At 57.5% G+C, this 15,962-nt stretch carries 13 protein-coding genes; 3 read left to right on the top strand and 10 right to left on the bottom strand.

What is annotated here, in order from left to right:
• Positions 1–250 precede the first annotated feature (250 nt).
• From PHA01_RS05745 to PHA01_RS05705, 9 genes are all read right to left on the bottom strand, one after another.
• Complete coding sequence (locus PHA01_RS05745; protein ID WP_271893971.1) at positions 251–724, bottom strand: histidine kinase; 474 nt, start codon at positions 722–724, stop codon at positions 251–253.
• Between the two features lie 45 nt (positions 725–769).
• Positions 770–1,603 (bottom strand): polyphosphate kinase 2, encoded by an 834-nt coding sequence (ppk2, locus tag PHA01_RS05740; RefSeq protein WP_271893970.1) that lies wholly within the window; start codon positions 1,601–1,603, stop codon positions 770–772.
• Between the two features lie 290 nt (positions 1,604–1,893).
• Positions 1,894–3,576 (bottom strand): hypothetical protein, encoded by a 1,683-nt coding sequence (locus PHA01_RS05735; RefSeq protein ID WP_271894415.1) that lies wholly within the window; start codon positions 3,574–3,576, stop codon positions 1,894–1,896.
• A 457-nt stretch (positions 3,577–4,033) separates the two neighbouring features.
• Complete coding sequence (locus PHA01_RS05730; RefSeq protein ID WP_271893969.1) at positions 4,034–4,531, bottom strand: hypothetical protein; 498 nt, start codon at positions 4,529–4,531, stop codon at positions 4,034–4,036.
• Positions 4,532–4,637: 106 nt separating this feature from the next.
• Positions 4,638–4,850 carry a hypothetical protein gene (locus tag PHA01_RS05725; RefSeq protein WP_271893968.1) on the bottom strand — a complete coding sequence of 71 codons (213 nt, stop codon included), beginning with the start codon at positions 4,848–4,850 and terminating at the stop codon, positions 4,638–4,640.
• The gene (locus tag PHA01_RS05720; protein ID WP_271893967.1) at positions 4,847–5,659 is read right to left on the bottom strand and encodes a DUF2092 domain-containing protein; all 813 of its coding nucleotides are present in this window, start codon (positions 5,657–5,659) and stop codon (positions 4,847–4,849) included. Before PHA01_RS05720 ends, PHA01_RS05725 begins: the two co-directional genes overlap by 4 nt.
• Positions 5,660–5,988: 329 nt before the next feature.
• Positions 5,989–7,218 carry an HlyD family secretion protein gene (locus PHA01_RS05715; protein WP_271893966.1) on the bottom strand — a complete coding sequence of 410 codons (1,230 nt, stop codon included), beginning with the start codon at positions 7,216–7,218 and terminating at the stop codon, positions 5,989–5,991.
• A 3-nt stretch (positions 7,219–7,221) separates the two neighbouring features.
• On the bottom strand, positions 7,222–7,641 hold the full coding sequence (locus PHA01_RS05710) for a hypothetical protein (protein ID WP_271893965.1): 420 nt from the start codon (positions 7,639–7,641) through the stop codon (positions 7,222–7,224).
• A 230-nt stretch (positions 7,642–7,871) separates the two neighbouring features.
• The gene (locus PHA01_RS05705; protein ID WP_271893964.1) at positions 7,872–8,153 is read right to left on the bottom strand and encodes a hypothetical protein; all 282 of its coding nucleotides are present in this window, start codon (positions 8,151–8,153) and stop codon (positions 7,872–7,874) included.
• A gap of 393 nt (positions 8,154–8,546) precedes the next feature.
• On the opposite strand from PHA01_RS05705, the gene PHA01_RS05700 reads away from it, so the two are divergent.
• The 3 genes from PHA01_RS05700 (at position 8,547) to PHA01_RS05690 (ending at position 14,177) form a co-directional block, all read left to right on the top strand.
• Positions 8,547–8,831 carry a porin gene (locus PHA01_RS05700; protein WP_271893963.1) on the top strand — a complete coding sequence of 95 codons (285 nt, stop codon included), beginning with the start codon at positions 8,547–8,549 and terminating at the stop codon, positions 8,829–8,831.
• A 905-nt stretch (positions 8,832–9,736) separates the two neighbouring features.
• On the top strand, positions 9,737–12,466 hold the full coding sequence (locus PHA01_RS05695) for an aminotransferase class I/II-fold pyridoxal phosphate-dependent enzyme (protein ID WP_271893962.1): 2,730 nt from the start codon (positions 9,737–9,739) through the stop codon (positions 12,464–12,466).
• Between the two features lie 13 nt (positions 12,467–12,479).
• Positions 12,480–14,177 carry an aspartate:alanine exchanger family transporter gene (locus PHA01_RS05690; protein ID WP_271893961.1) on the top strand — a complete coding sequence of 566 codons (1,698 nt, stop codon included), beginning with the start codon at positions 12,480–12,482 and terminating at the stop codon, positions 14,175–14,177.
• A 668-nt stretch (positions 14,178–14,845) separates the two neighbouring features.
• Here PHA01_RS05690 and PHA01_RS05685 read toward each other — a convergent pair.
• The gene (locus tag PHA01_RS05685) at positions 14,846–15,940 is read right to left on the bottom strand and encodes a porin (protein WP_271893960.1); all 1,095 of its coding nucleotides are present in this window, start codon (positions 15,938–15,940) and stop codon (positions 14,846–14,848) included.
• Between the last annotated feature and the right edge of the window lie 22 nt (positions 15,941–15,962).

The raw sequence follows: 15,962 nt of genomic DNA, 5'->3' as shown, positions 1-15,962 counted from the left end.
GTCCGACATGAATTTGCCGTCGAGCAAACACTTCCGGATTTCTTTACGGCGGTCGGCGAAATTGTCGTTAACTGGTATGCCTATTTGATATTCGATGGCTCCGAATATGTACCCTGTCGCAAAGCGTTGTTCCGCACCTATTAGGTCTGCAGCGGTTATCTCATGGACTGGCTGCGCGGCGAAGCTAACCATTAACAAAGCCCATACCCTCATGGCGGGCTCCTTCCCCCAGATTTATCCGGCGCCAACCTCAAACACGATCCGAACCCCAGTTCAGGAAAAAGCCGACATCGCCGGGCATTCCGTTGGGGAAGCTGATGACCATTGCCTTGAGCTTGAAACCCTGCGGCTTGGCAAATTGCTGATAGCGTTCATAAAACTCCTTTGCCTTGCCTTGCAGCGTCTCCGGCCAGTCTTTGCTGCCGCTGTTTATTGCGCGACCGCTGTCCGAACAAAGATCCGATGAGAAGCTATAGACCATGGCCTCGAATTTCCCGGCCTGGACAGCATTTGCCACAAGCCGGCGAACCGCCAGAACGTCTGCCTCGCTGACATGGTTCTTGAGGAAATCTTCGGCGAAGTCGGTAGCCTTCTTCTCCTGTACTGCCTTTGCTTTCGCCTGCTTTTCGTCTTCCTCCCTTGCACGCCGTATGACTTCCTTGCGAATTTCCTCTGCGCTTGGAGGCATCGCGTTCATATCTAGATGTTCTTTTTTCTCTGGCATCTGCTTGATCCTTTCGTGAATGACGTTGTTTGACGGATATCGTCTTCAAAGCACGTCGGGGACCACGGCGGGGGTAGCCTCTGGCGCGATATAGTCGTTGGGCCGCTTTTGCCGCTTGCCGAGATTCGGCGCGTCAAACTTGACCCGTTCGTAAGGGATCGACTTGAGGATGTGCGAAATGCAGTTGATGCGCGCGCGCTCCTTGTCGTCGGATGGCACAAGCCACCACGGAGCATCGCGGCTGTCCGTCATCCTCAGCATTTCGTCGTAAGCGCGTGAATAGTCCCACCAGCGTTGATACGACGTGACATCCATCGGACTGAGTTTCCATTGGCGCAAGGGATCGTCGATGCGACGGCGGAACCGGCGCTCCTGCTCTTCTTCGCCGACGGTCAGGAAATATTTGAGCAATATGATGCCGCTTTCAACAATCGCTGACTCAAAGAGCGGGGTTAGTTCAAGAAAGCGTCGGGCCGCCTTGTCAGAACTGAATCCCATGACTCGCTCAACACCTGCCCGGTTGTACCAACTCCTGTCGAAGATGACGATCTCGCCCGCCGCGGGAAAATGTTGAACGTAGCGCTGCATGAAGATCTGCGATTTCTCCCGGTCGCTTGGCGAAGGAAGCGCAATGACGCGGAACACGCGCGGGCTTACCCGCTCCGTGATCCGTTTGATCATGCCGCCTTTCCCGGCTGCATCGCGGCCCTCGAACAGGATGATGACCCGTGCGCCGGATTTCTTCACCCACGCCTGCAAATGCGCGAGCTCGATCTGAAGCTTTTTCATTTGCTTGTTGTAGCGGTCCTTGCCAAGCTTCTTGTGCTCGACATGTTGGACCGGATCCCCTTCGCGCAACGTGTTGTTTTGATTGTTCATGACATTATCCTCCCGGCGTCTGGGATTTGGGTTCTTATCGCGGCCGATATATCACTCGGTAGCCAACTGGCTCGATGTCCCCTCAGGCTCCTCTGGCTTGCGGCGACTATCATCATCAGTGCTCCACGAAACGCTGCTGATCCGACTGCTCATTGGCAGCAAGACCGCGTCAAGTTTCAACTGGAAAAGTATAGTCTGCACTGCCGGGGAGAACCCGTAACATCGTGTAATATACATAGAGTGCAGGACGAAGGTACGTGTGGCTGCGCAGGCTCGCACGGCCAGGTGGGTCACTCGTCGGGGATGGAAAGCCCCGCTTTCTTGAACCCGTCGAGCAAATGCAACTGATCCTCGCGGCGAATGACCCGGACGGCGACTTCATGGCGAATATTGTCGACGAAGGTGGGTGCGTGGACTGCGAGCCATTGCCGTTCGCTGCGTGCCTCCTCGGTTTTGCCGAGCTGCCCGAGAATTGCCGTCAGTATGAGGTGATAAATCGGGTTGGCACGAACGTCCGCCAGTCTCGCCCATCTCTCGGCAGTTATGTAGTCCTTGTCGATATAAGCGCAGACAGCAAGCGCAGACTCGAAATACCCCGACGGCTGCGGATTGCGGGACACAGCCGAAGCGATCAGTTTGCATCCCGGCTTCCATTGTCCTGACAAGGCAAGCCTGAATCCATACTCACCCGCCAGCTCGGTGTCATTGGGGTTGATCGAATAAGCTCGTGCGCCGACTTCCAATGCCGCTGTAATTTCGCCGCGGAAATAGTGACTGAGCATTTCGGCCTGCAGCGCCCGCACGTTTTGTGGGTCAAGTTCCACGGCCCGCCTTGCCGCGTCGGTTGCAACGTCAAGCGAAGGGATCGTCGAATTCAAACGGTATCGAAAGCGAAGCTCGTCGAGATAGGTCAAGGAAAGCAGGGCCCATGCTGTCGCATAGTTGGGGAAACGTTGGACTGCCCGCTGCAGGCAACTCTGAACGGTCGCATGCGTTGCGGGGTTGAGGTTGGAGCGGTAGCGGTAGTACGCCAGCGTACATTTATATGCCTCCAGATCATCAGGCGGTGACTGTGCAAGATCGGCAGCATCGGTCTGGAAAATTACTCCGTAGGGTTGGGCCAGCGCTGTCGCCACCGCTTGAGCTATGTCGGCCTCGAGTTGAAGCAGATTCTGAACCTGGACGATGCTGTCGTAATTATTTGTCCAGACTACCGATCCGCTGTTTCGATCGAGGAGGCGCGCGTTCAGCCGGAGCTTGTCGCCGTGAAGACGGACGCGCCCTTCCAGGGCAAAGAGCGCTTCGGAATCGCCTGTGGCCAACATGATACCTGTGCCGGCGACCACCACGATCTCCTTGAATTTTGCCAGCTGACCAATAACTTCGTCCGTCAGACCTTGTGCAATGACCGCCGAATCGGGAGTGCCTGAAAGGTCCTCGAAGGGTTCGATCACCAATCTTGGAACGTCGGGGCTCGCCGCCTGCCTGCCGGCGATGCCGAAACCGTCTCCATAGCGGTACAAGCCTCCTGCGTAGAGGGCCAGACCCATCAATGCCGCTACAACGAGGATGATCCCCATCCAAGGTGGTGGTCCTCTCCAAGCAGCCGTGAGTTGCTTTGAATACGTCGCCGCAAAACCTTGGGCAGAAGGAGGTGTCTCAGTTCGTTGTGAAAAGACTGGAACATAGCCGCCTTTGGGCATCGTCACGACGATGGGGTCGTTCTGACCCGCAACAAGATAGTAGTGCTCCAGTCCCCGCCGGATCAGCCCGGCCTGGATACGGACCACCGGATCGATCTGTGGGTCAAACGAACTGCTTCTGCCGTAAACCTCGACTGCGATCGAATAGGCCTTTATTCGGTTTGCGCGACCGTCAACGGTCTCGCCAACAACGTAGGCGAAAAATTGCCGGGCACGTTCGGGGACGTCAAATTCACTGCTCGACCGGATACGGTCAAGTTGCTCAAGCATATCGGCATGTGTGGGTGCCGATGCCCCGTCTTGAACAACGTCCTCCACGTCGTTCTCCCCCGAATACAGCAACCCCGGCACACTTACCAGTCCCTGTATTCTACAGTATTCTACGTCCTTTTTTGACGAAAGCGCAATATAAGGAAAGGTGCAGTGATCTTGCAGCCGCAGTACGAGCGATCGAAACGTCGAGAATCTGCAGCGGCACCACCATAAATATCTCAAACTACCGTCGCGGCTGCAGGACGGGTTGGGTGAAGCTAACGATACAGCGACGTCGCGCAAATTGATGTCGGTCGTCCGCAAAAGTACGGCCAACCCGATGTGCACCGAGCGAGCTTGCCGAAGCAGACAGGCTTTGCGACCGATGGCGCAAGTTTCAACGCACCCCACCGTTCTGGCTAGCTTGAATTGCCTGACATTCCGTTCACGGGCCGGCGATACAACCCGTCACCGATTACTTCTGAGCTGCCTGACATTCGCGCAATGCCTTGAACGCATTGTCGGTTCCTCTCAGGTCGACCACGACGGTTCTGTGTCCCTTCGAGGTGATCGTCAGCGCTTTTTTCTTGGCAAGATCATAGATGAAATCGAGATTGTTGAAGGGAACGAATGCGCCTTCGTATCCCTCCATTCCCTGTCCCTTGGCCACACCTGTGTACTTTTCGCCATCGACGTCGAACACGACGGGGATCTTTTTGCCGGGGGTGATCTTTGTCGGTTTCTTGGAATAGAGCGCCAGATAGCCGCGCGGGGCGGCTGTTGCGTCGATGCCTATCTGCACCTGTGTTGCGCCGTCGGCATTGTCCCGCATGATCATGCAGCCCGGACCTGTGCTACTTTTGACATAGATGTCCCAACCGGCCGCCGAGCCATATTTTGTGACGGTTTCCGCGGCTGTACATGGAACGGTGAGGGCTGCAACTGCTAAGGCAGTCCGAGCGAATAAATGCATGGTTTCCTCCTGTTGCTGTGATTTGAACGACGCGACAACGGCAATTGCGTCAGGAACGCCGACATGTTTCAAGTTTTTGGCGCGGTGCTTGTCGTGGCCCGTTGGCCTAACAGTTATAGACCCCAGCGGCGCATCGCCTTGCCGTACGCCGTGCAGCGCCTGCGACGCTGACGGGCGTGAGTGGCCGGCCAACCCTGGCCTCGGCGGTCGTTACAAAACTGGACACACCCGGGATTGAAAGTTCCGTTCCGGCTTCCAGGCCGAACAACCCGACGGTGGCGGTCAGCACAAAGATTTTCAGTTTCCTTGGAACGTTCATTTTGTGCCTCCTACGGCGAATTGATCCGGAAGCTCATCGATATCGACGAGTTTCTTCGGGTCGTCCACTTGCTTGGCATCCGTCGCGTTCTTGAAGCTGAAATCCTCCGCAACGACATCCGTGCCCGTCTTCCAGTCGCTGATCTGGATACTGTACTGCGGTCCCTGATCAACTTTCGTGGAAGTGATGACGTATCGACAGGGATAGGGGTGCTCGCCTTGGGCGATCCATATCTGCCAGTCGACTTCTTTTGCCCGGAACGCCAGATGGTCGCATTCAGTGCCGCCGATTACGCCGCTGCCGAGATCCTTCACGTCGACCACGTCACGCATCAGTTCGTCGTAGACATTGGTGAGCAGGAGATCAGCGCCGGGGACGGGCCTTTGATATTTGTTTCGCAGTTCGTCGATGAGATGGTCGACCGTGCCGGGGACGTTGGCCTGAGCGTACATGTTGTCCTCTTTGGCAAGCATCGTCAGGGTTTTGCCGTCGAACGTCGTCTCGACATTGGCAAAACCTCCGGAACGCGTGGCGCGAAACTTGTCGGGGCGGCCTATTTCCACTTTGCCCGAGCTTGCCAGCAGCAGCTTCTGGTGGTCCTTGGTGACGACCTCGAAATTGGTGTCGTAGGCGAATGAAATGGCCTTTTGCTCCGCCACATAATCGGACATCGCCTTAAGTATCATCTTGGCGTCGGCCTCGCCGGCCGAAGCGCCTGGGAATGTCCCGGACGCTATGATCAGCGTCAGCGCGGCCGATGTAAGGACGGTGGCAGTGGATCGTATAGATTTCCAAGCTTTGATAGTCATCGAATTCTGCCCTCCCGTGGTTATCACACGTGCGTCGGATATCCACCCGATCCGCACTCCCTTGGATACGCATTGATAACGCTTCTTTCGATCAGGAACGCGATCGCCAATCCTGATTTACCCTACGCGCTGTGGAACCGAAAAACCTGTAACATCGGGTATGTTACAGGTGACACTACATAGCTCGCAGTGACATTCGGGCCAGTAGACAGCCCGCGTCCGCCATGGAGAAGCGGTCGAGGGCGAATGATTGCAGCGATGCGCATTCATCCCATAAGGGCCAACTTGCGTACGAGACGTGCTCTCCTGACTTCCAATATCGACCAGTGTTAGTGGCCGCCGAGTACGAGCGTCTGGACCGGCAGCATTATCGCCTGCATCCGAAGGATCATCGCATGCACGATCGCGACGGTGTCGACGACGTGCAGGAAAACCCAGCGCGACGTGCCGATATCCTGCGCGGCGAGCGCGTCATGGTTGTTGGTGTACGCGTTGGCGATGCAGCTGCTGCCTGGGGGCAACCCGTCCAGCTGACCCGGGAAAAGAGGTTCGAGGAAGACGGTGAGCGATCCTCCTTGCACAATCTGCCCCACATCGAGCAGCTGGTCCGTTGGCCGCAGTTGCCCCGCCGCAATGACGTCCTGGACTTCGGTCACGACCATGGGAATGATGGTGAACGGCATCCCAATACACGTGGCCTCCGCAATCATGCCTTTTTTCATCACCTGCGCCTCGATCTGGCCGAAGCCGGCAACCAGCCTTGCCCGTCCGGCTCCTTCGGGGACAAGGATTCCTGCGGGGCGTATCATTGTGTTGACGACATCGCCGCGTCGGAGCGTGAACTGTTGGACGGTTCCCGCGACGCCGGCGCGAACGAGGGTTTTGTCGAGCTCGACCTGTGCTTGTTTGAGAGCTGCTTCCGCACTCGCCTTCTGGGCGGGAAGTAGAGAAGAAAGCTTGGTCTCGATGGTCCGTTTGTTGGCGACGGCGGCGTCGCGCGTACCCTTCCGGCCGTCGGCGGTGATCTGCAAGCGCTCAACCTCCCGAACCGAGACGTCCGCATTGCGCCGCAAGAGCTCCTGCCTGGTTGCGAGTTCGTCCAGCGCCTGCTGGTATGCGCCTTGCGCCTGTTGGATAAGCCCGTCCGCTGCGGCCAGTTCGGTTTGTGCCACGGCGGTCTCGGCAACAGTTTCGTCGATTTGGCGCTGGGCCGTTTCGTGCGCTGCCTCCTGTTCGGAACTGTCGAGCCTGAAGAGAGGGTCGCCTGTTCGGACCTTGGAATTCACGCCGACGAACACTTCGGCAACACGGCCGACAGTCTCGGGCAGAATGGTAACGGTGCGGAATATCGCGGTCACATTCTTGGTCGAGGGGTGGTAGTAAAACACCAGCGTGATCAACGAGACCGTCAGCAGCAAGCACGCAGTGATGCCCCAGCGCAATTCATACCAAACCGTGAAAAGAGTGATCTCGCGTCCTATCCGCTTCCCCTGGGCGTAGCGGCGATAGAGATAATCCGGGAACACCGTGAGCAGGGAACAGAGAAGAAGCTCGAACATCGATCAGATGCCCCCACCGACAGTATCCGGCTTAGGTTTAGGCAACAGCGTGACGACCACCGGATCCTCAACGGCAGGGGTTCGTCCCGACAGCCTTTCAAGCGACTGGGCCATCGAACTCATCGGCGTGGAGAAATCCGGCAGATCGATAAATGCCAGCAACAGGCCGGCAATCCAGAAGATGTGGTTGTGCGTGAAGAGGGAAATCAGCGCCAGGACGGCGACGATCTCCATTTGCACTTTCTTGGTCCGATGCGCCATTTGTTCCGGCAGGGCATGAACCTGAAAGTAAAAATTTCCGATCATGAGAACGGCGGCCAAAAGGAACACGGCGACGGCGGTGAACAACCAATCGCTTTCGCCTGGTCCCGTGACGAAGCCCGGGAGATGTTCGATTGCTGCCGGATGCAGTGTATCGGCCATTTTCTCATCCCTTCGATATTGTTGCCGCGCGCGATCACCAATCGTCAGCGCCAGCCATGTCCGGCCAAAATTTAATGACCGGCACGCCGCCCTGTCAGCGTTGCGGAAACACTTACTGCTCCACCGATATAATCACTTGCACGTCAGGGCATCGAAGTCATGTAAACTACTGTATTTTACGTGGCCGGGGACGCGTAAGCGGTTTCTTTCTGGCAGACGGTCCGGAAGATCTACCGGAGCGGTTTTGGCCAGCGCTTATGGAAGGGAATGATTTTAGCCTTATCGAGAGCGCTTGCGATCTCCCTCGCCAGGTCATCCACCAAGGCCAGGTATTCGGCGCTGCGTTCATCGCGCTCCGGTTCCGTCGACCGCTCCCAGTGCAGCTGTGCCGCCTGTGCATCACGGAAGTCCGTGCAAAGATCACGAAACTCTTCGTCCCGGGCGGCCCGCTCCTCGATCGCCCGACTTCGGGAAGGAAAGCGCAGTTTGGCCGCCATCAGGCGAACGTCCATCGAACAGGGCTCCTTTCCATGAGCAGCGGAGAGACACAACGACTATCGCAGATCCAAGCATATTTGGGGAGTATCTTACGGTAACATACAGTCAAAGCACTGGCCGGTGCGCTTAAACCGGAACCTAAGCCCGCGGTAAATCCGGGCAGTTGCGTGCGGGCATGTTCGACAATCGCCACCTACGACCTTCCAGCCACGTAGCCAGCTGGAGACGGAATACATGTAGCATACCCGATGTTACGGGAATTCCGGCACGCCAGTGCCCATTGTTTTTTCCATCGACTTAGTTGTCCCGCCAGCCCCAATGAGCCTGGGCGGCGGAGGGTCGAGAGTGGGGCATGGTGGTGGCGGCCTGAGGATTGCCAAATCGCCGGGGTCATTGGTTATGACTCGGTGCAGGAAGACATCGGGGTCAAAGCGCGGTTGGACGTCAATTTTACCGACACGCTATCCGCCTGGATAATGGGCGGCTATCAGTCCGACTACGACGAGGACTCGTTCATCACCAATCAAAATCGCAACTGGTACGGACCATGGGAAGGCGACTGGGCCGCGTGGGGCGGGTTTGCTGCCAAGGTCACCGACAAGGCGACCATCAATGCGCAAGCTGCCTATGAGGAACAAGGGATCTGGGCGCTTGCCCTCAACGTGAATTACGAGCTCGTTCCGGTTTCGTAATCAGACCGGAAATCAACTACACCAAGTTTGGCGGCGCACGCAAAGAGGAAGCCCTCCTCGAAAGCGGAGAGGACGATGCGGTCGGGGGTATCGTTCGCTTCCAACGCAATTTCTAAGTTCCGCTACGCGATCAAATCGGGGGCAAAACGACACCGGGTAGCGCGCCAATCGTTGGGCTGAAGTGCATGACGCGCTTCCCCCGCTCCCTTGCAATTTACCGCGAATGCGTTTCGTTTCAACAAAGCTCGATACGGCGCTCCTCGAGCTCCTCCTGCATCGCCATAAAAAGCAAGGTGCATTCCGCATGGGCAATCATGGATGGGCAAAATCGTTGTTCCGGGTAGGTCGCTGACCGCACACCCTGAACGAACTGGAGCTCCCTTGGAAACGCAAATAAATTCACCGCTTGTTGCCTTGAAGCGTGGGCAACGTTCTGCCAATCGACAGTGTAACACCATGTATTATACATCGCCTGGTGTTGTTGCAGACCCTCGCGAAGGTGCCGGGTGGGATGTAGGCAATTGCGAATGCCCATCGGGCGGGGTGGGACCGAAAACGGTGTCCACGACAAGAAGAATCTGCCGAGCCGCAGTCGGATCCCTTCGAGGCTAGCTGCTGAAATCGTTGCAAAATTCACCATTTTCCGCGCAAACATGTCTTCATCACCCAGCCAGTATTATCGTCTCCGCCGGCACGAATACGTGGGCCTGAGACTTGCAGACGTGCAATTGGCATTAGTATCGGTCATCCGTTGGGGGTGTTGAATACAGTAACATACTTGCCCATTGCCGCAGGCAGAACCCATGATCGCAATCTGAATTTCGCTACACGACTGTGCGACACCTCATGAAGGTGTCCGGCTGGATGACGTCGAGAGATCGACACCCGAGTCAAGGAGACAGGTGATGACGATAAAAGCCAAGACATCCGAACACCGAATCGACCATTTCTTTTCAATGCCGGCAGCACGTGCGGATCGCTGGCGTGATATCGTGGGCGCTTCGCGGGCGTGGTCGAGCGGGCGGTCCGACAAGGCGGCGGTTGAAGCGGCTTTTGCAGAGTTGGGGCCCATCGAGGAGTTCCATGCGTTTCCCGGCCCCGGACTGATGGCGGCGCTGCGCGACAAGTTGCAGGGCGGCGATGCTGTTGGCTTCACCGAGATGGTGCGGCGTGTCTCTGCCGCCATTGTCACACGCGACTTCAAATATGACGCAGCCGAGTGGGGTACTGCCGACGACGTTGCCGACTCGCCCGCCGACGTTCTGCCGCCGACGCTGGGCGGCAGGGAGGCAAGGCGTCCCTATTTCGAGATGCTGATGGTCGCACCCGGTGCCACCACGCACGCCGTCTATCAAATCGCGGAGATGCGGAAGTTGCGCCGGCCGGAGGACGCGTTCATCTACGAAATGGTCGCGGTGGAAAGTTTCGAGGATGCAATCTGCGCCGCCATCATAAATCCCTATATTGCCGCCGTAACCATTTTCGAGGGCTTCACCTATACCTCGCGCCACCCCGCTCCCGTGCTGCGGAGTGTCCTGGCCAACCTCGTGCCCGAGGAAGCGAGAAGGGAAGACGCCGATCTGTCGCTGCTGTTGGCCAATTCGCTGAAGCGCTTGCGGCCGGAACTCGACGTCTATCTGCTCTCGGATCGCCGGGTGGAGAGCTTGGCCGGCGATCCGCGGGCCGCTTCCATACGTCGGGTGCTTTATGCCATCGAGGAGCCGTTGGAACTCCATCTATCCGTGCTCGAAGGCATTCAGCGGCGCTTCGAAACCCCTTTCTTCGACAATTTGAAGAAATACGCCCGGCGGCCAATCAGCACCTTCCATGCGCTTCCCATCGCCCGTGGCAAGTCAGTGTTCAAGTCCGACTGGATCCGCGATATGGGCGAGTTCTACGGCATCAATCTGTTTCTTGCAGAAAGCAGTGCGACAACTGGCGGTCTCGACAGCCTGCTTGAGCCGACGGGCAATATCAAACGTTCACAGGAGATGGCCGCGCGCGCTTTCGGGGCAGACCACGCGTTCTTTGTGACCAACGGAACCAGCACGTCGAACAAAATGGTGCACCAGGCGATTGTGGCCCCGGGTGACATCGTCATCCTCGACCGCAATTGCCATAAATCCCATCACTACGGCTTGGTGCTTGCGGGCGGGCAACCGCTCTATGTCGACGCATTTCCGATGACCGAATACTCGATGTACGGCGCAGTGCCTCTCTCCAGCATAAAAAAAGCGCTTCTGGATCTTAAGGCGGAGGGCAGACTCGATCGGGTCAAGATGGTGGACCTGACCAACTGCACCTTCGACGGCCACATCTACAACACGCGCCGCGTCATGGAGGAATGCCTCGCCATCAAGCCGGACCTCGTGTTCCTCTGGGATGAGGCATGGTTCGGTTTTGCGCGTTTTTCGCCCATATTGCGTCCCAGAACCGCGATGGGCGCAGCGTCGGCCATCGGCGCTTGGATACACGATCCCGCCTCGATCAAGGCATACGAGAAGCAACAGGACGAGCTTGGTTCGGACCCTTCGGCCGATAAGTTGCTGGAGACGCGGCTGATCCCCGACCCGCGTAAGGTGCGGGTTCGCGTCTATCAGACCCATTCTACGCACAAATCGATGTCGGCGCTGCGTCAAGGCTCTATGGTGCTCGTCAAGGACGTCGACTTCCACACAGTCGAATCCCAGTTCCATGAGGCAGTTTTCACCCATGCCTCGACCAGTCCGAACCAGCAACTGATCGGCAGTCTGGACGTGGCGCGGCGGCAGATGGAGCTGGAAGGCTACGGCCTCGTGCTGAACGCGATCGAGATATCGCTCTCCATTCGGCGCGAGATCAACTCCCATCCCTTGATCTCGAAGTATTTCAAGGTGCTCGGTGCCGATGGCATGGTTCCGGCAGAATACCGCAACAGCGGGTTCGTGGATTTCCTGGCTCCAGGCACGACGTGGGCCGAGCAGGTCCGCAGCATGCACGAAGACGAGTTCTGCCTCGACCCCACCCGGATGACGTTGGTATGCGGAACGGCAGGTTTCGACGGAACCGAGTTCAAGGCGTTGCTCGCCAATACATACGACATCCAGCTCAACAAAACCTCGCGCAATTCGGTCCTTTTGCAATCCAACATCAACAATACGCGCAGCGACATCGCGCAGTTGCTCCGCGTCCTGCTGGAGATTTGCAACGCTATCGAGACGCGCCTGGCCCACGGAGGCAGCGGAGAGCAGGACGCTTTTGCAGCCCGCGTGAAGTCTTTGATGACCGATGTGCCGGACCTGCCGAACTTCAGTCACTTCCATGAGGCGTTCCGTCAGGACGCGGGACGGTCTACGCCGGAGGGAGACATGCGCACCGCCTTCTACGGTGCCTACGACGCTGCGGGTTGCGAATACGTGACCCTGCACGGAGGCGAATGCGACCGCCGGCTTCGAGAAGGGCCGGAAATGGTCTCCGCCAATTTCGTCATTCCTTATCCACCCGGCTTCCCGATCATGGTGCCCGGCCAGGTGATCACACAAGAGACCATCGAATTTATGCGCAAACTCGATGTGAAGGAGATTCACGGCTACGAGAAAGCGCGCGGGCTGAAGCTGTTGAGGCCCGATGTCATCTCCGCCAAGTCAAAACGCTAAAGGGGAAAGCGACATGCAAACATTCTTCGAGTTTCTCAATGCCAACCCCTTCATGCTGCTCTTCCTGACCGTAGGGCTCGCGGTTTGGATAGGACGGCAGAGCGTGATGGGCTACGGGCTCGGCATGGTGGCGGCTGCCATAATCGTCGGCTGCGGGCTCGCCGTCGTCGGATCGATTTATGGCGTGAAATTGGAGTTGAACAATTTTACGAAGAGCATGTTTTACTACCTGTTCATGTACGGCGTTGGACTGCGGGTCGGACCGTCGTTCATGAACAGCTTGGGCGGGGACGGGATCAAATTCACCGTATTGGCGTTCGTCAGTTGTATCGTGGGACTGACGATCGTCGTGCTCGGCGCAATTATCTTGGATCTACCGTTGGGAACCGCAGGCGGAATGCTGGCCGGCTCTCAGACCATGTCCGCGGCGATTGGATCGGCCGAACAAGCCGTGACTTCAGGAGCGATGGCTCTGCCGGCCGGCACGACACCCGAGCAGGCGAGCGCGATGATTGCGCTCTCTTACGGCATCACCTACATCTGGGGAACGGTCGGCATCATATTGATCACCAAGTATCTGCCCAAATGGTGGGGCGTCGATGCCCGTGCCGCAGCACGCGCCTACGAGGCGGAGCACGGGGTGGCGAGCGGCGACGCGCCGATGCTGTCCGGGTGGACGACCGGAGGATTGCGCGCCTATCGGCTCGAGAACGCGGCCTGGAAAGGGCGCACAGTGCGTGACCTGCTGCACGAGAATCCGGAGTATCGTGTGGTAAACGTGGTGCGGGGCGGTGCGCCTCAAGAACTCACGGGAACGCTTTCACTCCAACTTGGCGACGTCATCGCGCTTGGTGGCCGGCGGGAGACGCTCTCCGACAAGATGGGCTTGATCGGACCGGAGGTCGCAGACAAAGTTGCTCTAGACATTCCTCTCGACACGGCGGAGATTCTCGTCACCAACGGAGAAATTGTCAAAAGGACACGCAGTGAGTGGCGAGAGCTGCCGGGCGTCGATCAGCTGCAGGTAACCGGGCTCGAACGAGGCGGTGTGCGGCTCCCCATCGGCAACGACACCAAATTGCAGCGGATGGACGTCGTGACCGTGGTCGGACTGAAGGAGGCGGTCACGAAAGTCGGAGCACTGTTCGGACGGGTGATAAGGCCTTCCACCGCGACCGACCTTCTGACACTTTCGCTCGGCATGATTTTGGGACTGCTGATTGGTGCAATCCAGTTCCCGGCGTTTGGGGCATCGATTGGACTGGGCAATGCCGGCGGCCTGTTGGTCTCGGGCGTGATCGTGTCGTCCCTGGCATCCCGTTTGCGCTTTTTCGGCAATACACCGTCGGCAGCGCGCAATATCCTGGAGGATCTTGGCCTTGTCGTGTTTGTCGCCATCGTTGGTATCAATGCCGGCAACTCGCTCCTTTCCCAGCTGACGGGGGCGCTCGCGCTCAAGATTTTCCTCGTTGGCTTCGTTGCATGCTCGGTTCCGCCAGTCATAGTCTGGGCCATCGGGTTCCACATATTCAAAATGAACCCGGCGATCCTTATGGGCGCTGTGGCCGGCGCACGCAGTCACAGCGGGCCTTGCCGAGAGGCAGCAGTTGAAATCCAATCGAATGTACCCTGGATCGGGTTCCCCGTCGGCTATGCGGTTTCAGGGATCCTGCTCACGGTGTTTGGCTACTTCGCGATGATCTTGTCTTGACAGCTTGCTTCGGACGATACGGATGCTTTGGCGATGAGTGGTCAAGGCTCCGGCCATCGCAACAAAATGCAAAATGCCCCTTGGTGTGACGGCTGAGCGTCGAGCAGAATCAAGGAGAGGACTACTTGGTCTATTGTCTGGAAGCTTGGACATGAATAGAAATCAGCTTCTGACTTCGCTTCAAACGACCAAACGCGATGGACTGGGATCCCGGGATACTCGTTACGTCCGACGCCTATAATGTCTGCTTGCCGTTGGCTAAGAGGCGGTGAAAGCGAACAACTCAATCAGGCTCGGGCTGAACATCGGTGGGCAAAGACCAAACCGCTTCGGCACATCCAACTGTCCGTATATTTTCAGGCCTTGGGGCAGGGTCACTCAATCCGCTCACGTGGCGACAGCTGAGGCCAAGATCGGGCGTCAACTCACGCCGGACGACATTGTCGGTGTGGCTCGGCGCTGCGCCGCTGGCGTTTATAATTGCGGAGGCTGTGAACCGAGAGCAACGCTGCCTATGCCAGTTGAGCAACAAGATCCGTCGTTGTCGCACGCGATGCAGTAGGCCTTATTGTCTGCGTTTGCCATTTTCGCCGCGGGACGCGGAGGGGCGATGGAAAGGACATGGCGGTTGCAACACACCATCCCGGCGTCCTATCCACGCCCTGCACTTAGAAATTGCGTTGGAAGCGCACAATACCCCCGACGGCGTCATCCTCTCCACTGTCGAGGAGGGCTTCCTCTTTGCGTGCGCCGCCGAACTTGGTGTAGTTGACTTCCGGCCTAATCATCAATCCCGGAACGAGCTCGTAATTGACGTTGAGGGCAAGCGCCCAGGTCCCTTGTTCCTCATAGGCAGCTTGCGCATTGATCGTCGCCTTGTCGGTGACCTTGGCAGCAAACCCGCCCCACGCGGCCCAGTCGCCTTCCCATGGTCCGTACCAGTTGCGATTTTGATTGGTGATGAACGAGTCCTCGTCGTAGTCGGACTGATAGCCGCCCATTATCCAGGCGGATAGCGTGTCGGTAAAATTGACGTCCAACCGCGCTTTGACCCCGATGTCTTCCTGCACCGAGTCATAACCAATGACCCCGGCGATTTTCCCCCAAGACTGTTCATACTTCACGCCGGCGAGAACGTGGGGCATATAGTCTTCGATGACATAGTCATAACCATTCGTCTCCGAACCTTGCTCGGCCGCAATGATGGCAGAAAATCCGTTACCGGCCTTGTACGTATAGCTGATTGCGTTGCTGGACATGCTGTCGGCACCGTACTGGATGACGTCGTCCCTGATGATGTTGCCCGCATAGTTCAGCCAAGAACCGAAGATGACATCATTGACGCCGATCTGAAAACCGCCGAGCTCGATGAAGGCCTGATGAAGGATGCCGCCGGCATCTTCGCCATTGGTGTATTGGAACCGGCTATCGATGTAGGAGCGCAAAGTGCCGAGTTCGGTTTCGGAGCGCGCATCGAAACGCAGCTCGGCACGCGTGCGGGCGTACCACGTGTCGTTCTCACCGCCGACATGACTGCCGGTGTAGACATTGTCGCCACCAGCCACTTCAAAACGCAGATAGCCACCAAATTTCAGGCAGGTTTCCGTGCCGGGGATATAGAAGAAGCCCGCGCCATAGGCATCGCAGACCCGGACATACTCGACCGGTTCGGGTTCAGCCACAACCACCGCATCCGCAGCATGCGCTGCCGATACGGCAATAATTGCTCCAGCAGAGGCTAGAAGAAGAGTTCGAACAACCATGCGGTCCCCCATCGGCGCTTCT

It is taken from the genome of Candidatus Phyllobacterium onerii (assembly GCF_028331445.1).
GTDB classification, from domain to species: domain Bacteria; phylum Pseudomonadota; class Alphaproteobacteria; order Rhizobiales; family Rhizobiaceae; genus Phyllobacterium; species Phyllobacterium onerii.
The sequence above is the reverse complement of the archived record's forward strand: the minus strand, read 5'-3'. Positions and strand labels throughout refer to the sequence as shown.